Below are 23716 nucleotides of genomic sequence, written 5' to 3' on the forward strand. Positions count from 1 at the left end.
TTGTAAACCTTTTCAAAAACCTATAGACAAAGTTTAACTTATCATTTATAATGAAACCGAAGATAAATGATATATCATTTTGGAGGATATGACATGACACGACCAATCCCAACTAGCGTCAGCCAATTTATGGCCAAGGTGGAAAGCCTTTGTGGAGACCAACACCCTGATTGGGCTCTTAATTTCAAAACCAGCTTTACCAATACCTTAGAGACAACCCTAAAAACCTACGAAGATGGCACTAGCTTTCTTTTAACTGGCGATATTCCTGCCATGTGGTTACGTGATTCCACTGCGCAAATGAAACCTTACCTCTTCCTCGCCAAGGAAGATGAAGAAATTAGAAAGATTATTGCCGGTCTGGTCAAACGCCAATTCCGCTACATTTGTATCGATCCCTATGCCAATGCCTTCAACGAAGAAGCTAACGAAAAAGGACACCAAACAGATCATACCCAAATGAACCCTTGGATTTGGGAACGCAAATATGAGATTGATTGCCTTTGCTACCCTATTCAACTGGCTTATCTGCTCTATCGTGAAACAGGAAGCACCGATCAGTTTAATGACGATTTTCATCGTGGGGTAGAACTCATTCTTGACCTATGGACAGTTGAGCAAGACCACGCCCAGTCCCCTTACTTGTTTGAACGCGATACTTGGCGCAAAGAAGATACCCTAACACATGCTGGAAAAGGAAGTCCTGTCGCACCAACAGGGATGACCTGGTCAGGCTTTAGACCAAGTGATGATGCTTGTCAATATGGTTACCTCATTCCTTCAAATATGTTTGCAGTGGTTGTGCTTTCCTATCTAGAAGATTTATATAACAACCTTTTTCACAATGAACCAGTAGCTACTCGTGCCAAGCAGCTGAAAGAAGCTATTCAATCGGGTATTGCAGACCATGCCCTTGTTCAAAACAGCAAGGGAGAAACCATTTACGCTTATGAAGTGGATGGTCTGGGACAGTTTTCCATCATGGATGATGCTAATATTCCAAGCCTCCTTGCTGCACCTTACCTTGGTTTTTGCACTAAAGATGACCCTATCTATCTGGCAACGCGCCGCACCATTCTCAGCCAAGAAAACCCTTATTATTATCAGGGAAATGCAGCAGCAGGCATCGGTTCTTCCCATACACCAGAAAATTATATCTGGCATATCGCCCTTGCCTTACAAGGATTGACCGCTCTTGACCAAGACAGTAAAAAAGAGATGCTTGATTTGCTTGTGGCAACAGATGCTGGTACCCACTTAATGCACGAGGGTTTCGATGTCAATGATCCTTATCAATACACTCGTGAGTGGTTCTCTTGGGCTAACATGATGTTCTGTGAACTACTTCTTGACTATCTGGGCTTTAGTATTGCTCCTTAGAAAGTGAGGCCACTATGGCAACTAAAAAAGTACATATTATTTCACACAGTCACTGGGATCGCGAGTGGTACATGGCTTACGAACAACACCACATGCGTCTGATTAACTTAATAGATGACCTGTTAGAAGTTTTTCAAACGGATCCTGATTTTCATAGTTTTCATTTGGATGGGCAAACCATTATCCTAGATGATTATTTAAAAGTACGCCCCGAACGAGAACCTGAGATTAGACAAGCCATTGCTTCGGGAAAACTCCGTATCGGACCTTTCTATATCTTACAGGACGATTTTTTGACCAGCAGTGAATCCAATGTGCGCAATATGCTGATTGGTAAGGAAGATTGTGACAGATGGGGCGCTAGTGTGCCACTTGGTTATTTTCCTGATACCTTTGGAAATATGGGACAAACACCACAGCTGATGTTAAAAGCCGGCCTACAAGCTGCTGCCTTTGGTCGTGGCATTCGTCCAACTGGATTTAACAATCAGGTGGATACCAGTGAAAAATACAGCTCCCAATTCTCTGAAATCAGTTGGCAAGGCCCAGATAACAGTCGTATTCTTGGACTCCTCTTCGCCAACTGGTACAGCAATGGCAATGAGATCCCGACAACAGAAGCTGAGGCGCGTCTTTTTTGGGATAAAAAACTTGCTGATGCCGAACGCTTCGCCTCAACCAAGCACCTTCTGATGATGAACGGGTGTGATCATCAACCCGTACAACTTGATGTCACCAAGGCAATCGCCTTAGCCAACCAACTCTATCCTGACTACGAATTTGTGCATTCCTGCTTTGAAGATTACTTGGCTGATCTCGCAGATGATTTACCAGAGAACCTTTCAACCGTCCAAGGAGAGATTACCAGTCAAGAAACCGATGGCTGGTATACCCTAGCTAACACGGCTTCTGCTCGTATTTACCTCAAACAGGCTAATACCAGAGTCTCTCGCCAACTCGAAAACATCACCGAACCCTTAGCAGCAATGGCTTATGAGGTAACAAGTACCTACCCTCACGACCAACTGCGTTACGCTTGGAAAACCCTCATGCAAAATCACCCTCATGATTCTATCTGTGGTTGTAGTGTTGATAGCGTTCATCGGGAAATGATGACGCGCTTTGAAAAAGCCTATGAAGTCGGACACTATTTAGCAAAAGAAGCTGCTAAGCAAATTGCTGACGCCATTGATACCAGGGATTTTCCAATGGATAGCCAACCCTTCGTCTTATTTAATACCAGCGGCCATTCCAAAACAAGTGTTGCTGAGCTCAGCCTGACCTGGAAAAAATATCATTTTGGCCAACGCTTTCCTAAAGAGGTTTACCAAGAAGCTCAAGAATATTTGGCAAGACTCTCCCAATCTTTCCAAATTATTGACACTAGTGGACAAGTGAGACCCGAAGCAGAAATTTTAGGCACAAGCATCGCTTTTGACTACGATTTGCCCAAGAGATCCTTCCGCGAACCTTATTTCGCCATCAAAGTGAGATTACGGCTACCAATAACTCTCCCAGCCATGTCTTGGAAAACCTTAGCATTAAAGCTAGGAAATGAAACAACTCCTTCAGAAACCGTTTCCCTCTACGATGACAGTAATCAGTGCCTTGAAAATGGGTTTCTAAAAGTTATGATACAAACCGATGGTCGTCTAACCATCACCGATAAACAATCTGGACTAATCTATCAAGACCTGTTGCGGTTTGAAGATTGTGGCGATATTGGAAATGAATATATTTCTCGCCAGCCAAATCATGACCAACCTTTCTATGCGGATCAAGGGACCATCAAGCTTAACATCATTAGCAACACCGCTCAAGTTGCTGAACTTGAAATCCAGCAAACCTTTGCCATTCCTATCTCCGCAGATAAGCTCTTACAGGCTGAGATGGAGGCTGTCATTGACATCACAGAACGCCAAGCAAGACGTTCACAAGAAAAGGCTGAGCTAACCTTAACAACCCTTATCCGCATGGAGAAAAATAATCCTCGCCTCCAATTCACCACACGTTTTGATAACCAAATGACTAATCATCGCTTGCGCGTCCTATTCCCAACGCACCTTAAAACAGACCATCATCTAGCTGACAGTATTTTTGAAACTGTCAAACGTCCAAATCATCCAGATGCCACCTTTTGGAAGAATCCAAGTAACCCACAGCACCAAGAATGCTTTGTGAGTCTCTTTGATGGTGAAAATGGAGTCACTATTGGTAACTATGGCCTCAACGAATATGAGATCTTACCAGATACCAACACCATTGCCATCACTCTCTTACGTTCTGTTGGCGAAATGGGCGACTGGGGTTACTTCCCAACACCTGAAGCCCAGTGTCTTGGCAAACACAGCCTTTCTTATAGTTTTGAAAGCATCACTAAGCAAACACAATTTGCCAGCTACTGGCGAGCTCAAGAAGGCCAAGTCCCTGTTATTACCACACAAACAAACCAACACGAGGGAACATTAGCCGCAGAATATAGCTATTTGACGGGTACAAACGACCAAGTTGCCCTCACAGCTTTCAAACGTCGCTTAGCAGACAATGCCCTTATCACGCGCAGCTATAATCTCTCAAACGATAAAACTTGTGACTTTAGCCTAAGCCTGCCAAACTACAATGCCAAGGTCACTAATTTGTTAGAAAAAGACAGCAAGCAAAGCACACCCAGCCAACTTGGCAAAGCGGAAATTTTAACTCTAGCTTGGAAGAAACAATAAACTATTATCATTAGTAATAGATTAACATATTCAAAAAGAGTCTGGGACTATTGTCTCAGACTCTTAAGTTGATTTTGAGTGATTATTCATACCTTTAACATCAGTCAGGCTTAGCTATTTCTATTAACTGGGTTAAAATGCCATCATGAATCTGCGAGCTAATTGTGAGATAGTCATAACGATTTAAAATGGTCGTGACATTCCTTAAGTCAAATTGCCAGTCATCTCTTTTTTTCAAAGCCGGTATAGCAAACACGCTTTGACTATCATCTTGTCCTTGTTTAGTACTGCTTTGAATGACTATGACAAGTTTATGGTTTTGATCCAGAAATGCTATTGATAAGCAAGGTTGCTTTGTCTCCAAACTCATTTCTATAGCATTATCTAACAAAAATGACAATAGCTTAGTGAAATCTACTACTTCTAGAAAAAACGTTGCAATACAATTAGGGATCGATACCTCAACCTTAAGCTTCTTATTTTTTGCCTCAATTAATTTAGCTAAAACAATATGTCTGATTGCTTCAACTTGTAATTTATCTAAACAAGTTAAATCAAGTCTGTCATCTTTAGCATTATTCTTTTCAGCATTCAAGATACCTTCATAAGTAAGTCTCACAATAGAGATATCATTTTGTTCGATTCCAATCTTAAGACGACTAGACACGGTAGTTAATAGCCGCCTAAGCTCTTGAATATCTTGATACAGCAATCCAAGGTGCTGACTATAATTAATCAGCTCACGATATTCTTTTTGTTGCACAATTGCCTCAATAGAGTTTTGTTTTACATAACGCTCTAAATGAATTAATAAAGTAAGAAACAAAATGAAATAAAAGAGCACTATGATTGAACGAGCAGTCGTTGTAGCAAGTCCTGATAAAGAAGGCGACATCACATCTATCCCTTGGACACACAAGTAATATAGAGCCATCGAAGAGTTAGTAAACACTAATAGTTTACTAGCTCTATGTGATTGAAAATATTGGCGCCAGGTTGAAAAATCGAAATGAAAAACTTGAATGCAGCGATAAATCAAAAAAATACTAAAACAAGTAATGCTGTAAATCAGTAGTGTATTATGTTTAACAACTGAATAAGGCATACCAAACAATGGCATAACAAAAAATACAATAAATCGCTTAACCAAACTAATAGACACTAGTGGAAAAAAGGCATAAAACATTAAAAACTTAGCTTTTATTGATTTACCATAGTATAGGGCTATAAGCGCAAAGAAAAGAAACTGAGCCAACATCACAACATCAAGAATGAAATGGTCTGGAAAGAAAGCCCAAAAAACTACTTGAAACAAAACCATACTAAGTGATAAATAAAAAATATTTTTCAGGCGAAGCGGAATTGCACTTACAAAGCTAAAAAGCTTTAACGTTAACATAATTTCAATAATATCTAAAAATATAAATCCTAAAAATTGAAGAAAATCTTCTAACATTTATCCTTCTCCTTCTCGTTCAAAATATGTTATCACATCTCGATTTTCTTTTCATTTCGAACTCCGTAATAGATAAACTGAGCTTTTTCATTTTAATCATATTCTTTATTTTATCATAAGTTCTGTCATTCTAACAGTTAAATTACGAAAAGCTTGATTAAGTAACTTTTCTACATTCCGATCATTTTACTGGTTATCAACTCAGATTTATCAGTTGTTGATCTCATTATAAAAAAGTGTTGCATTTATCTTTAATATCTAACACATAAAGACTCACACAGCCTACAGTTTTTGCAAAGGTTTCTTACAGCTTAAAAGATTAAATCAGGATAAATCCTCTATATCATCGTTCATATTAGCATACTAAAATAACTTCTGGTAATGTAACCTCCTGACCACTCAGTTTTCTAATTTATAGCAAAAAACAGCTTTTTTTCAACAACCAATTATCCTAATATTGTCTGTGTGTACTTGCTCTTCAAATAGACCCTACTTAGTGACAAACTAACAAACTTTTTTAACCATGAATGTTTCTAAAATAAACATAGAGTTATCAATAATATGACTATGCTTAGTAAACCGTTTTTGACATCCCTACTATGTCAAGCTATTGCTCAAACCCATTACCTGAGCTTATAAAACTTGAGTTGTTATTGCCACTCAATCATACACGTTTTTGTAACTTCACGACAGCCTCGGTCCTAGCTGTATGGGGGAACATGTCTACACTTTGGATATAGTGAACATCGTAAACCTTTGTTAGCTGCACCAAGTCGCGGGCCAAAGTGGAGGTATTACAAGACACATAAACCATCTGTTTAGGCTGGTAATGAAGAATCGTTTTTAATAATTTATCATCTAAACCAGTTCTTGGTGGGTCCACAATGACGGCATCCGCGCGGTAACCTTGTTTATACCATTTAGAAATAATATCCTCTGCCTTCCCTGCCTCATAGTAAGCGTTGTCAAAGCCCATGGCTTTGGCATTTTTTTGTGCATCTTCAATCGCTTCTGGGATAATATCCATCCCCCGCACAGACTTGACCTTCCCTGCAAAAGCAAAGCCAATCGAGCCAACCCCACAATAGGCATCAATAATATGATCTTTGCTCCCTACATCCAAGGCCTTCACCACCTCACCATACAAAACTTCTGTCTGCTGTGGATTAAGTTGGTAAAAAGCTCTCGGTGATAACGCAAATCCATAGTCTAAAACTTCTTCATGAATCGCCTCTTGTCCCCATAGAATTTCCGTTTCGTCCCCATAAATCTCACTCGATTTAGAACGATTACTATTCAAGGCAACCGTTTTAACCTGAGGAAATGCCTTAGTCAATTCGCCAATGAAATTCGCTAACCTAACTTCTTTGCTACTCACAACAATAATCTGTACCTGATCACTAGCCTGTGCCTTACGAACCATTATCGTCCGAATCCCAGCAATCTTGCGCTCATTGTAAATGGGCAACTTGTACTTGTCCACTAACTGCGTAATCTTATTGATAATATCTTGCGTTAGTTGATCCTGTACCAAGCAATTGTCAATAGGAACCAAGCGATGACTTCCCTGGGAAAATAAACCAGCCTTGACCGTCCCGCCAAATGACCGCAGCTGAAACTGCAATTTGGCCCGATAGTGATCTGGCTTTTTCATTCCTAAAGTCGGTCTAATCTCAAATTGTTCATAGCCAGTTGGTTTGAACTTTTTAAGGGCCTGCCTAATCACATCATCTTTGAAATCTAGCTGTTTAGGATAGGCTAGATGCATGATTTGGCAACCACCACAAGTTTCATAAACAGAACAAGCTGGTTTGACACGATTCTTAGAAGCCTTGTTTACCGTTAACAGTTTGGCCTCTGCAAAATTCCGTTTAACCGCCGTGATTTGGCAAAAAATATCTTCTCCCTTTAAAGCACCAGGGACAAATACCAAAGTTTTCTGATAAAAACCAATCCCCTCACCGTTAATTCCCATTCGCTTAATTTTTAAAGGAATTTTCTGTTTAACCTTTACGACCATCTCTTCCCCTTACTTCCTCTAGTATCCTAATCTCACCACCAAAAGCATTCACAAGCAACACATTTTTAGCAGTATTTTCGTCTTCTATTTTACCATTTTTGATATAATGAACATATAGATAAAACTCCTAAAATTGTGGCTTTACAATGTCGTTCCTCGACTATTCCCCGACTTCTGGACGAGGTCTTTTTTATTTGTCTAATTCCACCATCACTTCTTCCACTATCTCCTCGGTCACAACTTCTCCATTTTTTACTTTCTCATGTGGCAAAACATAATCAAAAATCTGTCCGTTTTTACGCACGATCATAACTGTGTCTCCTGTGATATATCCACGGTCAATCGCTTGTTTAAACTCGTCGTATGTTAGCATTTTTACCCTCCTACTTATTTATTCGTATTTTACAGGAAATAATATAATTAAATTTAAAGGTCGTTTAAATTTAATTAACATCTTTTTTGTTACAAACTAAAATATTGATTGTTAGCGAATATTAAATAAAAAGAAATTTTAGCGTAATATTATTGATAAATTAATTTTATTAATTTTAAGTTTTTTTAATTTAAAGTGATATAATTAACCTGTAAATAATAAAAGGAGGACATGGATATGTCTAAATCAAATCGTCGTACTTGGCAAGGTTTAGTTGTTATTTTAATAGCTATTCTCACCACTTTTACCACAAGTACTGTTACGGCAGCCAGAAAAATTAGAAATTTCCCTGATACCACGGAAATTTTGTTAGGAACGAAGGCGACTGAGACACCAGGAATCTTACCATTCACTGGTAGCTACCAATTAGTTTTGGGCGATCTTGACAATCTGCAAAGGCCAACCTTCGCACACATCCAGCTAAAAGATCAAGATGAGCCTAATATTAAACGAAAAGGACTTAAATTCAATCCTCCTGGCTGGCATAATTACAAATTGACTGACGCTAATGGAAAAACAACTTGGTTAATGGACCGTGGCCATTTAGTTGGTTACCAATTTAGCGGCTTAAATGACGAGCCTAAAAACCTAGTTACAATGACAAAATATCTTAATACTGGCTTTAGTGACAAAAATCCTTTAGGAATGCTCTATTATGAAAATAGATTAGATAGCTGGTTAGCTCTACACCCTAACTTCTGGCTAGACTATAAAGTTACTCCTGTTTATCATAAAAATGAGTTAGTTCCTCGCCAAGTAGTTCTACAGTATGTTGGAATTGATGAAAATGGAGATCTACTTCAAATTAAGTTAGGTAGTGAAAAAGAAAGTGTAGACAACTTTGGAGTAACATCAGTTACATTAGATAACGTATCTCCTTTAGCTGAATTGGATTACCAAACAGGAATGATGCTAGATTCAACTCAAAACGAAGAAGATAGTAATTTAGAAACCGAAGAGTTTGAAGAAGCGGCTTAACATAAACTTATACTTAATAAAAATATCTAGATTGTGAACATTATCCCAAATGTTAGATTATTTATTTAATATTTGGGGTAATTTGTATAAAGTTAAATTTTGAAGAAAAATTGGTATAGGCTACTATCTGTGCTATTTTTTAAAAAAAACAACGTCTATTTAGAAAGTCCCTTAAATAGGACTTTGAGAAATTAGTCTGTTTTAACGGCCTTTGTTGAGGATGATTGAATCGAGTAATATGTATAGTAGATTGAAAGAAAAAGGGTGATTTTATGAAAAGGTCCAAAAAAGCATCGTTACTTAGTGTTATTGTTGGAATGGCTTTAGCTGTGATACCAATTTATATTGTTAATTATGACAATGAACTTATCGTTCTTTTAATGAGTATTTTTTTTAATGGGATAATTGTTTCCGCTTTTGAACTTATTAAAACATATGATGGTTTGCAGGAAGAATATAAAAAGCTAACTGTAGATAGATGGAAGAATACTATTTTACTGGCTTTCAATTCATTATATTTTGCTTCTATTTTGACAAATAGTCTATCAAATAATTTATCGACCATTTTATCAACTAATCGTTCTGACAAAGTAAGTGCAATATTTCTTACAGGTTGTTCTATTTTAGCACTACTTCCATTCCTCCTTCATAGGTTAATAAAACGAGAAATAGAAATTGAAAATGAAAGAAAAAAATTAAAAAAATAATTACTTATAACACAAAAAACCGCCCTCAATCAAGAGAGCGGTTGGCTTTTTATTTAAAGAGACAGTGACTAACTACAGTTGTTAAAACAAGTAAGAACATTAAAGAAAAATAAAATGAATGTCTCATGAGAAAATGACGCCATTTATGCCGACACCCATTATCACATTTTGACGAATAGCAGTTACCAAAATTTTTACCTGTAATTCTAGCTACCCACAGCAATAAAGAATACATCAATGTCAATACACCGATTAGCATTAGACTTGAGACAGTAATCATCCTTGATAAATCAAGAGTCTGAAGATCATTACCAATGTCAAATATCGCCCTTGCTACATCTATACCACCAAACATAACAAAAACAAAAGCTGAAAACACTCCTAAGATAGCAATAAAGTCTGTGTAGATTGAAGATTTTGTATTCCGAACATCATCCACTCCTTGCTTAACTTTTTGCAAAACACCGTCAGTCTCTGCGGATTGTTTTTTTAATTCGTCATTTGTAGCTGCAAGGTTAGAAGTTTCTTTTGCTAATGTGTTTAGCTCAGGGATAATCTTCTCCAGAACATCTTTAGCTTCTTGAGAGTTTTTAAGTATAAATTTTTTCTAAGTTTGAGCTAATGAATAATTGCTTTTTATTTTATCGAGGTTTTTTATCAAAATATCTTTTTGTGTATCAGTCCCTGAAAATTCCGAAATAATAAAGTCGATATTTGAGTTTAATTTCTCATTTTCTTCAACGCTATCTTCGTGACTATACACATATTCAGCAATTATTTCATAAGGAATTGTGACATTATCTTTAGCCATTTCCCTATGATAAACCTTTAATAAAGTGTCTTGATTATTTACTGGTGCTTTGCAAAAATTAGCATCTAGTAATAATTCCATAAACGCTGGAGCTATTGTACCCATATTTTAGCCCCTGGATTATGTCCAAAAAAGTCTTTTATTTCTTCGATTGTATATTTAATTCCTTGGACACCGTCCATTATTCTATCCTCATACTTTTTCCAAGGTGTATGGTCGTGAGTAATATCAACAAGTTCGAACGGACCGAACCCATGCAGAGCATCAACTGTATTCTCAATCAATTGAGTATTCTCTACTTTTTGTGAGTCATATTCAGTTATCTCTAAGTCAGATAACTCCCCGAATGGGCTGACGCTGAATTCAACATATTCCATAATCATCTCGTCTGTAGAAATGGAAAAAGCTCCAAAACGTTTATATTCATGATAGACATCAGGAACAACCGGTCCATACTTCCACTTTTCCATACTCTCTTCAAAAAGCGGAGCTCCATTTTCAAGAATGTTTCTTACATTAACGAAGTATAATAATTTTTGCAATTTAAGGTTATTAATTTTGTAGCCTTTTTTATTTGAATACTCAATTATATAATTTGCAACAAATAACGCATGCATCTCAATTACACCTCCTTTTTCTTAATTATAACATATTTGTCAAGTACTATATCTTGTTAGCTAAAAAGTTAGCTAACACTACATCTTGATTAGGATACCAAAAAACAGCCCCCGCAAAAAGCGAGGGCATTTGTCTTATCTAATTTAATTTACCCCAAATACTGATGCGGTTCCCGTCTTTATCAGTCTGTCCAATAGCTAGGTAGTCACGCATACCTAAGCCTCCAACATAGCTAATCCAATAATAGCCATTAGCGTAGCCCTCGCTATCAAAGCTGACAGTATCACCTTGCTTGTAGATACCTACAACCTCGCTGGCTAGACTTGGCCAGCGTCTGATATTGATCTCTGCAACATCAAGGGTAAAGGTGCCTGTTTTTGCTGTCTCTACGATAGTGTCAGAAGTTTGCGGCTCGGTGCTGACTGGTTGCGTGACTGTATCCCCTTGATATGGTGGGTAAAACCAACCTATCACGCCAGTAAAGTCACGAGTGTTAAAACGAGCTGGTGCACCGACATACAAAGCATCAGGATTGCCATCAATGTTTTGCTCGACAGTGCGCATGGTGTAACCGTCACTATCCTCGATAACAATTCCCGTATGTCCAAATTGGTGATACGGCACTGATTGGACAAAGAATGCTCCAGTCCGTGGATTTGCATCTGTTGGCATGCGATGGACTTCCCAACCTACGGCAGCAGCGCTATCTAGTAAGTCAATCGCATTTCCCCAAAGGTCGACATCGAACCAGTGCTTTGCTGCATAACAAGGCACATCTGCACATTGCCAGCCCGCAAACTTATCTTTATCCACGCCAACGCCAGCGTTTGCTAAGTTAATAAAAAATTCAATGACTTCCCGACACTGAGAATTAATCATCTGCTCCTCCTTTCTGACAATAGCCTCTTCATCCCATTTCTGCAGGTCATTTTCCTCGATTAGTTGTATCAACAGCTCCGCATAGCCACTAGCTGTGGCGTAACCTGCCTCCTTGATAGCATGACAAGCTTTTTTGTAGTCAGTCTCCCCAACAACTGCCTCATAGCGTGGATTATCGACTAAAAATTGTCCGTGGTCAGCTATCGACTCATCCCAACTATCATAGGCCCTAAATCTGTCTACAATATCCGTAACAATACCTGGCTGGTACTCTTCCTGTGTCTTGGTATTAAATGACTTACCAGTCCAAGAGCTATCTGCCTTGATACCAAACAAAGCGTTATGTGGAGCATGCTTGCCCCACCCACTCTCTAAAATAGCTTGAGCAGTTGTCAAGGATGGCAAAATCTTATGAGTGTGCCACTCTGCGATAACTGCGCTTTTTATTTTGTCTAAAAATGCCATTTATCATCCTCTCCTATAAAAGGAGCCAAAATCAAAGAAATCACGGCCAGTGGAAAATATAGCACCGCTATTGCTATGATGACGGCTAGTTGTGTGATTGCTTTTCTCATGCTACTCCTCTTCTTTTTGCTTTAGGTCAACTTGTGGCGCCTCGAGTTTAACACCTGTTTTATCAATTTTGATTGTCGCAATATCAAACTGGTCTGTATCACGTTTGAGCTTTTCGAAAAATGATCTGACAAAACTTGGCATTGGCAAACCTAGTTGTCCCCAATTTTCTACGATTGAAATACCATAACAGGCGATAAAAAATAGGACAAAGGCGACTGCTAAAGGCTTAGCTCCGAGCAAGATTAGGTAAGGATAGACAGTATAGACTAACAACACAACTAAAAAGTGTTTAATAATGCCAGATAGCCCTTTTGTACTGTTTGCTCTCTTATTAGTAATACCTTTTGTCAGTCCTGTGATAATGTCAAAACAGACAAAAAGTGTAAAAACGTGGATTTCGACGGTACGAACTAAATCCCCGAAAAGGTGAATAAGACTTGTTAAATCAATAATCATCTAACCACCTCAATCCTGCTTAACTAAGTCTGCATATTTGATAACTGTTACTTTGGCTTCTGACTCTAGCTCCTCTAAGGTTTGTTTGTCATACTCAAATGCTTCATTAACGTGTACAAAGACTAGGTTCCCTTCGCCTGCCTGCTCTTCGTGCGACTCGTCTACTACCGTAAAGACATCATAGGCTTGATACTCACCTTTTTTGGCTGGCTCGATTAGCTCTAAAAGACCTTTGTAAATATCGGGTTCCACTTTGCTTCCGCTTGTTAGTAGATGGATTGCTTGTAGATTAGCCATTTTTTGAGATTTTGCAATGACAAGCTCCAGAGATTTAGCTTGTTTTTCAGCGGCTTCTGCTGTTACCTTTGCTTGCTCCGCATTTTGCTCAATCTCTTTTTGTGCGAGGCTCAACTCTTCCACTTTTTGCACTGATTCTGCTACGGCGTATTTAGTCACATACTCGCGTACAAAAGCATCTAGCCCCTCTTTAATAAGGTCATCTGCTCCCTTAGCTGTCTGATCACCGATTAATTCAATGGGGATAAATAGCCCATTGTCACCGATTAAGCGAACCTCTGTTTTTACAACTTTACCGTCTTCATGAATTGGATAAGGTTTGCCTGATAGTGTTAATGTCTTCATAGTTATTCTCCTTTTTTACTTTCTTCGAATTGTTCCAAAATGTTGTCGATAAGAATGATTTCAGATGATGTAAATTCATCTTCACACTCTTCTAAAAAGTTTAAAAAGTCAATAAATCGCTTGGAGTACTCACCCCCTTTAATCACAATTTCTTCGTCTGCTAGCTCGTTGAGTAGGTCGTTGAGCTCGTCGAGTTTAGCGGGGTCTGCTAGCTTGATGTTTTTGTGCTCATCAATGACAAATTTGTCATCTTTATCCTTAGCTGCATACATATCAATTAAGTCGGTCTCATCTTTTGCATACTCATTGATTTTATCGACTACTTTGGCAAGCAGCTTAGCACGGCCACGATTAGCACGCATATTAGTGATTTTGATTTTGTCTAGTACACGATATAGTGTATTGAGTTCTTTATTTTTTAATGTTAAATCCATTGTTTCTCCTATTAAATTTTGTTGATATGATTATTTAACTCGTTAGTGACCGCATTTGTAAAATTGCCATGAACGGTATTCCAGCCGACGTTAGCTAAGTGCTTCCAACAACGGCCTAAGGCTACTACGGCCGCATACAAGTCATTCATATCGAGTACTTTAGTCATTTTGTCCGGCCTAAATTTAAAGCCTCTATTGATGCTAAAGTCATCTGCAATAAGTACACTATCACCATAAATTTCTGTTTGGTCGACTGCCGCAGTGTGGTTGTAGCCTGTAGCGTGCCTAAAGCAACGCATACCCGCAAAACGTCCAGATGACGCACTGTTGACCCCATCACCAGATGAGGTGATACCTATGGCTGCATAGAGTGCCGAACCTGTATAACCTTTTGGTGTGGCATTACTAAAATGTACAAAGGCAGTGTGTGTGTCGTCCCTGCGGACCAGAGCGTTATCACGACTGTTAAAGTTGATGGTCGCATTACTATTAAAATCCATCTTAGCCGAGCTAAGATCAATAAGCATAGCGCCATTACGAGCTTTGATGACTTTGCCCTCGAGCAAATCAGTGATAGCATAGCCAATTTTAGCTTTGATAAAGTTAGCGTCTAAACCAACGATACTACTTGCGTTAAGGTTAATTACTCTAATCCTAGCAGCGTCAATCGTGCCTGCAATAATCTGATCAGCCCTAATCTTGATAGCCTCTGCTATCTTTGTGGTAAAGGTACCGTTGACAGTCGTATTGCCATCGAGAGCGATGTGTTTACCTGCGATTGTTACTCCGTAGGAGTTGAGGTTAATTGCTGAGATAATCTCATTACCAGACATTTTGGCATTAATGCCGCCAGCCTTTTGGATAGCTAATTTAATGCTGTCTCCAGCGCCACTAATAATACTCATGACACCATCTCTAGTAACCCGCTGCTCAATTTGTCCTGCTAGTTGAGTAAGGCGTGATTGGATTTTACCAGTCGGGGACCCCACATCACTCTGCAAACCTCTAATTGTATGGGTTAAGCTACTGTAATTATCTTCCGCATCCTGCAAACGCCTTTGGTAACTCTCCAAACTCTGCTGCACACGACTGACTGCTCCTGTCCTGTCTCTAATCTCTTGTGAGATTTGGCTAGCTGTTGACTGCTGTACAGCTCTTAGTCCGCTGATTTGAGACTCGAGCTCTATCCTCATGCCTTGATTACTACGAGTAAACTCAGCACGTAAGCCCGCAAGCTTACTCTCGTAGGCCTCTGTAGTGCCGCTTGAGGTTGTTGTGATCTTAGCCGATAACTGTCTTAGCTCGTTATCATACTTTTGTGATAATCCTTGAGCGGTTGCTTGTATCTCAGCTTGTAAACCGATTTTATCATTGGCTAGTTGAGCTTTTAGGCCGTTAATGCCAGACTGGTAACTTGAGGATAAGCGCCTATCAGCATCTCGATACTCACGCCTGATACCATCAATGGTATCATTGATGAGCGCTAGCTTTTTATCAGTATCCTCGCTGATACGTGTAGCGACACCTCTGGCGGAGTTGACTATCTCGGTCTTGATCTTACCGTCGTAGTATTCCTGCAACATACCACGGTTAGTCAGCTTAATTTTTGACCAAAGCTGGGAATTAGCAGTATCTGTCAGCTCTAAGCTAATCTCTTTGAGGTCTTTAAATAGTCCAGTCGGATTACCTGTACCCTCAACTACTACTGGCGCAACATAGCTAGTAGCTTGGTCTCCTCGCTCAATCATGAGCTGATTAAAATGCGCTGTGCCTAGACACTTGCTAGCTAGTCTGACTTTTGGGTTGTCGTCCTCTGCGGTAAATGTGTAATGCACACGTCCATCCTTACCAATAACGAGATTTGACTCGTCTAATGTCAACGTTGGATCTCTACTCATATTTCCTCCTCTTTACACTTGCTTATCCATTAAGAGTGCTTTTAATTTTTTGACTTCACTATCAACATAAGCTTTAGTTGCCGCATGATCATCCGCTGTGGGATTCTTGAGTTTCAGGTTGCCATCAATCTGCGAAGTTTTCTTGGCATAAAAACCACCGTCATGCTTGACGTAGAACTTATCATCACCAAGATTTCTAATCCTAAGCAACTTCCCTGTCGTTCCTGAGGTTGAGTTAATGTAGATTCCTTGAGCAGCAGTACCTTTTCCGCCTTTCTGTTTTTTAACGATATCAATAGATAACGCTGCAGCGTTTTCATCGTAATTTGCCTCAACGTTTGGGTTTTCGTGTGTGATTTTGAGCGTTCCCAATGCTTTTTCGACGCCTCTAATTTGCATCGCACTACCATTTTCATTGCCGCTAGTAATATTAAGCGCAGAGGAAAAATTGGGGGTGGTTGGCTGACGCATCGCAATATTAACGGCATTAGTCTTACCGCTGTAATCGACAAAAAGCGCTGATTGATTGAAGGTCTCTTTACCCGTCCGCAAGCTCATTAACGGCCCATCACTGGTATCATTGTTAGAATAGACAACAACACCAGCACCTTCCGATTTAGACATATCAATGTTAATCGCTCCTCCTACGGAAGATGAGGGTTTAATACCACTTTTATTAGGTTTAAACTGTAGTTGACCTGTCATGACGCCGCCTTTGAGATTTAATTTCTTGTCAAGCTCTATTTTTGACTCTGCTTTTAAGTAAACAGCGTTTTTATCTGCTTTGCTTGATTCTAATTTGGTGATTTTACTATTAGTTTCTTCTTTTTGTGCAAACGCACCTAGATCTGGTTTATTAAGGTACTTAAGCTTACTAAATTGGTTTTTACCATCACCAAACTTAGCATATCCTGTATCGGTCTCAAAGCCTATTTCACTCTCAAGTAAGATGACATCGCTGCGAGTCCATTCTTCGGCAGTCATCCGCTTAAATTGGACTCGTAGCGGTATAGTTTCTGTCATTTTTTACCTCCGTCTAATATAATTTGTGGGCTGTCTGACCATATCCCTGTGATTGCGGCATCCTTACCATCCACAACCTCTTTATAAGCCATCTCTAGAGCCAATTCCTGCGTGTCTGAGGCGTTTAAATCTATTTGCTTAGGTTTATACCAGTCACCAGTTAAAACGCCTGTATAACTTAAAGGATATACCTCTATAGACTGTTTATCCTTAGTGACCTCAAACGTCTGTGCATCCGTTTTTGCTTTAGTTGGTGTCAGCACTAACTTAACTCCCTTGTTGTTAGCCTGTGTCAGCGTGATAGCCACTTTTTGGAGTAGCTCACAAGTCTGGCTAAAGCTAATCGTGTACGTCTCGCCACGTTTAAAACCACCATCGTTGGCTTCTACCTCGATGTAATCCTCATCATAGGTTTTGGTGCGGTTAGGGTCGCCAACCAATAAATTTTTGTTATAGCGGGTCTTACCGTTGTTACCTAAAATTTCGGCGTTTAGACGGGACGTCTCGCTCGTTTCACTGACTTTGTTTTTGAGGTCATCAAAGCTTTGTTTAATAGACGGGATGTCATCAACTTTGATAGCCTCTGTGATTTTTTTAATCGCTTCCTCTGGTAACGCTAGGTTTTTGAGGGTGGCTCGGAATTCCTCTAGCTCTTTGTCAGTACGCTGGTTAATTTCTTCCTGCGCTTTTTTGGCTTTTTCGATTTCAGCCATTGCCTCGTCAAAGGCCCGTTGGTTAGGGTTTAAATCCTCTGTATCTAGTACCTTGACCCATTGATGGCCATCCCAAATCCAAGTGCGCTGATACTTACCATTTTTTTCGAACCAGTAATCACCTATCTTGTGCTCAATATTGTCATCTGGTTTTTCGTACCAAACGCGTTTACCATTGATGTCATTGAGGTATTTAGGCAGATTGAGTTCAAACTGTTTTTGGTTATTAGTAATAACCCTTTGATTATTTTCCAACGCATTGATACGCTCTGAGACCCCGCCTGTCAAACTCTTAGAGATTGATTGACCAATCGTGCCAAGCTTTATTGTATGGTTGCTATCTGTATAGACGTCATAGACAATCTCAACTACTTTTTCAGACTCAGTCGTGATGCCAAACTTTGGATAATAAAGCGGCACAATATCGCAAAGCTCAACCTCCTCCATGACCCTAAAATCTTGGTAGTCAAGTGTTTGTGACAAGTCGATATAATCAACCTCAATGCTGACTTTAGGGGCGCCTACGTTATTATCCTTAAGGTACTTCTGAGCCAACTTTCTAATTTCTTCGACTGTTGGCTCTTTTTTATTTTTGTCATCGTTAAAATGACTTGATAAATCAACCATTTGGATTCTGCGCTGAGCATATAAGCTGAGATACTGACCATCTAGGATAAATTCAGGCAATGTCACTAGCTGTTCTTCGGGTTGTTTATGCTCGCCTACATGCGGCTTACCAGGGGTTTCCTCTTGCGGTTTTGGTTGTGGCGTATATCTTACGTAAGGATAGATAGAGGTGTAATTGCCATCTAGCAATCGCTCCTCTTCTACGCTGACGATATTACGGCCATACTCCAATACCGTGGGAGCTTTACGCCCCATTTGCTTGCGTAAGATGATTGTACGGTTGTCAAACTCGTACTCACCACCGTAAACATCTAGGATAGAGCCAGCGACACCTCCTAGAGCACCACGGGCATTGCCGATTTTATCAATTTCCCAGTTAAAGCTACCAAGCGTTAAGATGTCGCTTTTAACGTCAAACTTATCATCACCGACAAGGTTTTTCTTCCAGATTTCTAAAGCTGATTCGGCTCCTACGCTCGCACCGTTTACAAACGGTTTTAAAGCAATATCCTGTGTGCGCATAGAGATATGACGCGCAAAAATCTCGATGTGGTCTTTACTATTTCGTAGTACCCGATTAATCTCAAAAGTCTGCCATTTGGTTCTACGACCAGCGTCAGACTTAATCTTCATTTCCTCTTTAAAAACTGAGGCAAAGACACCATCTAGCGGATATTTGATGTACAGTGAGTAATTACCATTGCGCTCACGAGTGGCTTTAACCTCATAAGCATCCGCAATCTCACCGAGACCAAAAGTCCTAAATTTGGTTTCCTTAGCCTCATACAAAACTGGTATCATACTTTAACCCCCCAGTTTGGCACTGCGGTAATTGTAAAGCTACCAGTCCACGAGATTTTATTTTGCCCAACGTCAAATAACGGCATGCGGTGGCGTTCTGTTCTTACGATATTATCCCAAGCAGATAGGACATCTTTATAGACTAGGTGCCTTTCCATATCTATAACAAGCTCGCCCTGCACATTTTCAAGTCCTGTCTCAAAGTCATTAATGGTTAAAACACCATTGCCTGTGCCTTTGATTTTTAGGATAGGTTTAGCTTGAACATTGCCGGGATTTTGTAGAGTACCACCATTTACAAGAGTCACTTTTTGCTTACCTGTTTTTAAATATTTGATAGGGTGGATTAAGAAGTTGATTTTCAGTCTGCCGAAATTCCTTAAAACCTCCTTTATGCTAAAAGGGGTGATATGTGTTGCTTTATAGATATAATCAGGCTCCCATGACAACTCTAAGTCTTTCCAACCTTTTACATTCAGCCAATTGCTTATGTCAGTTTCTACTTCGGTGAGTCGTCTTTTGCTATATAGACGTAAAGGGTAAGACCGTTCAATAGCCTCAAGCCTTTTATTGTCCTTTAAAACCACACCATCACGACCAGGTACCTTAACTTGATCAACATCGTAAAAGGACGAGTCATGCTCAACGTCATTAATAATTCTCAAATCAAAATCTGAAGATTTTTTACCATCAAACTTGATAAAAGCTGTCATTTAACATCACCTAACCTTCCTTGTTGTTGTTGAATATACCAGCTAAATTCTCTGAATAAACGTTGATATTTCTCGCGGCTATTACCGTCGGATTCATCAACCTTGACATTAAGGGTAAAACTGTTATTTGAGTTATTTGTGGTCTGATTAGCAATCTCCGCAACTCCTCCGCCAAATCCAGAGGCTATTTCTGGGGTCGCATTAATCGTCATTGACTCTTTTAGCTTTTGCATAGATGAGTCAATGACTTTTCTATCCGCATCAATACCTACAGCGATACCCTGAGGGATAAAACGTCCAACCTCATCCCTCATAACACGAGATGGCGAGTGGATATCTAAGGCACTTTGAATTGTTGCGGTGATACGTGCCGCAATGCTTTGAGCTGCCGCTAAAGCTGCCCCCGACCCTGCATAAATACCATTGGCCAAACCTTGCATGGCATTAACACCATGAGAGTGCATTGGACCACTCATCGTGCTAAAAGCATCTGTGATTTGGTTCGACTTGCTACGCATGTCATTAACAATCTGCTGTCCTTTTTGAGACATCTGTTGAGCCAAGCTCTGCATGGTTTGCATAACTTTTGACGTTCCATTTGTCACACCATTACTCAAGCCATCAGTAATATGGCCACCGTACTCAGTAAATACTCGCGATGGCGAGTGGATACCCAACTCTCCTTGGAAAGAGCGTTTAACTTCTTGACCCATTTTGACACTTGCGTCACTTGCTTTACCTGCCCCTTGACTTATACCTTGAGAAACTCCATTAGGGATTTCTTGGCCAAGTTGAGCAAAGTTAGCAGCTTGCAGTTCCGCCTGTAATCCCGTAGAAACATTAGTGACCATCCCTTTAACTTTTTCTGGCATTTCCACACCTGCTGAGTCTAAAACGCTCCCCATTGCATTTTTAGCAGTTTCTGTGGCTGCTCTAAAGTTTTCCTGCAAGGGTGCTAGCTCGGCATCTGTTGCATCCACAAAAACTTGCGTCTGTGTGGCTCCTTCAGGACCCATGCGCCTTAGTTGCTCCAAAATACCTTGATCCACACCACGCTGAGCCAAAATCTCCAAATTAGTAGCCCACTGTTCAGTAGCAGCTCTATTTTTTTCAAGGTTGGCATTCATTTGATCTACTGATAATGCCGTCTTTTGTTCGATAGCATCAAAAATAGATATCGTTGTCTCTAAAAGTTCAGAGTACTTAGTGCGCATATTGTCTATGGCAGTTCGTTGAGCTTCTGACATATTTTCGTACGCTATAACCTGTCTTGCTGATCCTGATTCTTCAGCGGCAGCCATAGCGTCTGCAGCAGCTTGTTGAGTAGCTGATGTCTTGTTATACTCCTCCTGCAGTTGAGTCTGCATATTTTTAAGTTTAGCTTCTTCTTCTGTGAGTTCTGCAATCTTTTCTTTTCGGACGGAATCGGAGACGTTAGCTTCTTCATTCCACTTTTTACGTAGCTCGGCATTTTCAGCTAGCTTTTTACTAACCTCACTACGTTTCTGTTCAATATTTAACAGGTTTTGTTGTGCTGTTTGCCATGTGCTTTCTGCTTCCATGGCGCTAATGCGTGACTTAATTTGATCTGCGTTGTGCGAAAGAGAGTTTGAGTTTTTATCGTAGGCCAAGTTCAAGCCATCAATAGATCCATTAAGCTCGTCAATCTTATTCTTCAGATTTCGTTTTTCGCCTGCAGTTTTGTTTTCTTTGGCTGCTAACTTAATGATTTCATCAGCTAATTTTTGATGAGCAGCAGTGCTTTCTTTGACGGACTCAAGGCCCTTCTTACGCTCTTGCACGCCCTCACGGACAGAATCTCTTAGCTGTTTATTACTTTCAACTAGCCCTTCTTGTTCTTTTTTCAGCTTTTTAGTCTCATCTGACTCTTTAGTTAGCCATGACCACAAACTTACTCCAACAGCAACTAACGCACCAATCGCACCTACTACCCAACCAACGGGACCTGTTAAGGCTACAAGTGCTGCTTTTAACGCAGTTACCGCAGCAGTACTGGCTATGGTTGCAGCAGTAGATAAACTGATAGCGCCTGTCATAACACCATAAATCACGGTACTGGCTTTTAAGACACCTAACTGAGATAGTCTTGCAACCATATCTGCTTTAGTCATCGTGGTACTTACCGCTTGTACCGCAGTCACAGTCTTAATGGTTGTTGCTCCAATACTCATTGATGCAGATGCCATAACCCAAGCTCTATTTAGCGCTTTAATCATTGTTATAGTCTCATTAACTGCCCTCATGGCAGCTAGACCAGATGCTACACCAACTAAGGCAGGCGACAGAGCTTTGACGACTGATATTCCAGCACCAATAACACTAAACAAAAGTTTAAATAGCGGTGTACTAGCTTTAATACTTGCATTGATGGCGCTAAAAGAGGCATTGATAACAACTTTCAAACTATCAAAATGATCAGCTATGCCCTTACCTGTTGCAGCCTTAGACAAATCATCCAAAGCCTTAATGCTATTGGCCACACCTTTTGCAATAGCGTTCTTGATGTTGTTAAAAGAGGTTTCAATCCCTTTACTATTTTCTTTGGCTAGTTCTGCAAAACCGCCGACACCATCATTTAACTCAATCAACTTATTAGAAAATTGGTCAAATGTTATTTGCCCGTTTTTTAACGCCTCATAAAAATCCTTTTGAGCCGATGCCCCTGCAAATCCAAAAGCTTCCGCAGTTTGTTGTAAGGCATAAGGCATTGTTTCTTGGAGGGTTTTCCAAGCTTGCATATCAACCTTACCAGCTGATAGCATTTGGGCATATTGCTCCAGCCCTCGGCTTGCAGCCTCTGATGAAGCTCCTGAAGCTAAAAAGGCATTGTTTAAAGCTAGTGTGAGATTGGTCGACTTATTGATATCTTTAGTGATAGAAGTCAAACGTTGAGCGGTTCCGACAACCTCGTCTAGAGTTGTTGGCAAACCATCAATCCCATTAGCCAGCTTATCTGTTGACCTCGCAACATCCTCAGCGCTATGGCCCATTGCTTTCATCACCCTTGGATATTTTTCAAGCGTGTCAAATCTTGTGATAGCCTTGCCAAGAGATTGACTAACCAGATCAACTGCAGCCGAAGCTAATTTAAAGACTCCTGCACCAACCGCAAATTTTTTAAGAGAGGAGCTGCCTTTGTCACCGTGCTTGGCAACTTTATCTAACTCACTATTGAGCACCTTTACCTGTTTACCATCAACGTCAACAAGTATCGTTACCTTACCATCAGCTGCCATCGTCTTCCTCCTCTCCGTCATCTAAACTGTACTTAGCCTTTAGCTTACGCATGTTATCTCTGTATTTTTTACTGCCTTCACCATCATCTTCCCACTGTCTAATGGCTATGATACGCTGCATGACAGTATCGTCTGGAAGAGCATTTAAAAGAGCCTTGAATTCAATCCAAGACAATCTGTTTTGCTCTTTTAAAAGATTGATTTGGTAGGCTTGCCTAAAGCTCGCATAGATAAACTCAGCGTCTAAACTCAAATCAATGACTTTTTTGTTATCCTCTTTTTCTTTTACTACAGGCATTGGATTCCCTTTGATGTCAAGCTGAGGCTTCTCAGGCTTTTTCGTATCAATATAATTTTTTTTGATATGAATCCAAAGGTCCACAGCATAGGAAAAAGGTAAATCTGTTCTATCTAGCAAAATATCAAGGCACAAAAAACACTTTTCCGCCTCATTTAAAAAGTCATCATCAATAACGTCAAAGACATCTAAAACCTTGTTAAAACTCAAATTAATGGAGTAAATTTCACCTCTAAACTCAAACGACTCTACTAATGGATCGTTTAGTTTCATAGG

General features: G+C 39.8%; 21 protein-coding genes. 4 read left to right on the plus strand and 17 right to left on the minus strand.

Annotated features, from left to right (window positions below; all coding sequences use genetic code 11):
- Positions 1 to 93 precede the first annotated feature (93 nt).
- Both B6D67_RS07200 and B6D67_RS07205 read left to right on the plus strand, forming a co-directional pair.
- The gene (locus tag B6D67_RS07200) at positions 94 to 1380 is read left to right on the plus strand and encodes a glycoside hydrolase family 125 protein (RefSeq protein WP_011285655.1); all 1287 of its coding nucleotides are present in this window, start codon (positions 94 to 96) and stop codon (positions 1378 to 1380) included.
- A gap of 14 nt (positions 1381 to 1394) precedes the next feature.
- Positions 1395 to 4100: an alpha-mannosidase gene (locus B6D67_RS07205; RefSeq protein WP_010922530.1), complete on the plus strand. Its 2706-nt coding sequence runs from the start codon at positions 1395 to 1397 to the stop codon at positions 4098 to 4100.
- A gap of 100 nt (positions 4101 to 4200) precedes the next feature.
- Here the strand turns inward: B6D67_RS07205 and rocA are convergent, their stop codons facing one another.
- The 3 genes from rocA to B6D67_RS07220 all read right to left on the minus strand — a co-directional run bounded on the left by rocA (position 4201) and on the right by B6D67_RS07220 (position 7949).
- Positions 4201 to 5556 (minus strand): transcriptional regulator RocA, encoded by a 1356-nt coding sequence (rocA, locus tag B6D67_RS07210; RefSeq protein WP_010922531.1) that lies wholly within the window; start codon positions 5554 to 5556, stop codon positions 4201 to 4203.
- Between the two features lie 664 nt (positions 5557 to 6220).
- The gene (gene rlmD, locus B6D67_RS07215) at positions 6221 to 7576 is read right to left on the minus strand and encodes a 23S rRNA (uracil(1939)-C(5))-methyltransferase RlmD (protein WP_010922532.1); all 1356 of its coding nucleotides are present in this window, start codon (positions 7574 to 7576) and stop codon (positions 6221 to 6223) included.
- 190 nt (positions 7577 to 7766) lie between these two features.
- Positions 7767 to 7949 (minus strand): competence regulator inhibitor paratox, encoded by a 183-nt coding sequence (locus B6D67_RS07220; protein ID WP_011184907.1) that lies wholly within the window; start codon positions 7947 to 7949, stop codon positions 7767 to 7769.
- A gap of 237 nt (positions 7950 to 8186) precedes the next feature.
- On the opposite strand from B6D67_RS07220, the gene sda3 reads away from it, so the two are divergent.
- Entirely contained in the window at positions 8187 to 8987 is an 801-nt protein-coding gene (gene sda3 / locus B6D67_RS07225) for a streptodornase Sda3 (protein ID WP_011285611.1), read from the plus strand.
- A gap of 272 nt (positions 8988 to 9259) precedes the next feature.
- Entirely contained in the window at positions 9260 to 9694 is a 435-nt protein-coding gene (locus tag B6D67_RS07230) for a hypothetical protein (RefSeq protein WP_011017966.1), read from the plus strand.
- A gap of 49 nt (positions 9695 to 9743) precedes the next feature.
- On the opposite strand, the gene B6D67_RS10435 is transcribed toward B6D67_RS07230, so the two are convergent.
- The 14 genes from B6D67_RS10435 to B6D67_RS07290 all read right to left on the minus strand — a co-directional run bounded on the left by B6D67_RS10435 (position 9744) and on the right by B6D67_RS07290 (position 23713).
- Positions 9744 to 10154, minus strand: a complete 411-nt coding sequence (locus tag B6D67_RS10435; RefSeq protein WP_228549912.1) for a hypothetical protein — start codon at positions 10152 to 10154, stop codon at positions 9744 to 9746.
- A 147-nt stretch (positions 10155 to 10301) separates the two neighbouring features.
- Entirely contained in the window at positions 10302 to 10610 is a 309-nt protein-coding gene (locus tag B6D67_RS10440) for a hypothetical protein (protein ID WP_228549913.1), read from the minus strand.
- Positions 10598 to 11122, minus strand: coding sequence for a Panacea domain-containing protein (locus B6D67_RS07240; protein ID WP_011017840.1), 525 nt, complete (start codon positions 11120 to 11122; stop codon positions 10598 to 10600). Before B6D67_RS07240 ends, B6D67_RS10440 begins: the two co-directional genes overlap by 13 nt.
- Positions 11123 to 11261: 139 nt before the next feature.
- Complete coding sequence (locus B6D67_RS07245) at positions 11262 to 12467, minus strand: glucosaminidase domain-containing protein (RefSeq protein ID WP_011888700.1); 1206 nt, start codon at positions 12465 to 12467, stop codon at positions 11262 to 11264.
- A complete protein-coding gene (locus B6D67_RS10530) occupies positions 12455 to 12577 on the minus strand; it encodes a hypothetical protein (protein WP_029713948.1) in 123 nt (40 codons plus the stop codon). The genes B6D67_RS07245 and B6D67_RS10530 overlap by 13 nt, the downstream gene beginning before the upstream one ends.
- A gap of 1 nt (position 12578) precedes the next feature.
- Positions 12579 to 13034, minus strand: a complete 456-nt coding sequence (locus B6D67_RS07250) for a phage holin family protein (protein WP_011184730.1) — start codon at positions 13032 to 13034, stop codon at positions 12579 to 12581.
- 9 nt (positions 13035 to 13043) lie between these two features.
- Positions 13044 to 13676: a hypothetical protein gene (locus tag B6D67_RS07255; protein WP_011888699.1), complete on the minus strand. Its 633-nt coding sequence runs from the start codon at positions 13674 to 13676 to the stop codon at positions 13044 to 13046.
- Positions 13677 to 13678: 2 nt separating this feature from the next.
- Entirely contained in the window at positions 13679 to 14110 is a 432-nt protein-coding gene (locus tag B6D67_RS07260) for a DUF1617 family protein (protein ID WP_002983467.1), read from the minus strand.
- Positions 14111 to 14121: 11 nt separating this feature from the next.
- A complete protein-coding gene (locus B6D67_RS07265; protein ID WP_014635603.1) occupies positions 14122 to 16008 on the minus strand; it encodes a gp58-like family protein in 1887 nt (628 codons plus the stop codon).
- 12 nt (positions 16009 to 16020) lie between these two features.
- A complete protein-coding gene (locus B6D67_RS07270) occupies positions 16021 to 17031 on the minus strand; it encodes a hyaluronate lyase N-terminal domain-containing protein (protein ID WP_011017589.1) in 1011 nt (336 codons plus the stop codon).
- Positions 17028 to 19172: a phage tail spike protein gene (locus B6D67_RS07275; protein WP_014635605.1), complete on the minus strand. Its 2145-nt coding sequence runs from the start codon at positions 19170 to 19172 to the stop codon at positions 17028 to 17030. Before B6D67_RS07275 ends, B6D67_RS07270 begins: the two co-directional genes overlap by 4 nt.
- Positions 19169 to 19885 (minus strand): distal tail protein Dit, encoded by a 717-nt coding sequence (locus B6D67_RS07280; RefSeq protein WP_011888697.1) that lies wholly within the window; start codon positions 19883 to 19885, stop codon positions 19169 to 19171. The genes B6D67_RS07275 and B6D67_RS07280 overlap by 4 nt, the downstream gene beginning before the upstream one ends.
- Entirely contained in the window at positions 19882 to 23142 is a 3261-nt protein-coding gene (locus B6D67_RS07285) for a tape measure protein (RefSeq protein ID WP_029714384.1), read from the minus strand. The genes B6D67_RS07280 and B6D67_RS07285 overlap by 4 nt, the downstream gene beginning before the upstream one ends.
- Positions 23132 to 23713, minus strand: coding sequence for a bacteriophage Gp15 family protein (locus tag B6D67_RS07290; protein ID WP_011888696.1), 582 nt, complete (start codon positions 23711 to 23713; stop codon positions 23132 to 23134). Before B6D67_RS07290 ends, B6D67_RS07285 begins: the two co-directional genes overlap by 11 nt.
- Between the last annotated feature and the right edge of the window lie 3 nt (positions 23714 to 23716).

It is taken from the genome of Streptococcus pyogenes (assembly GCF_002055535.1).
GTDB lineage: Bacteria > Bacillota > Bacilli > Lactobacillales > Streptococcaceae > Streptococcus > Streptococcus pyogenes.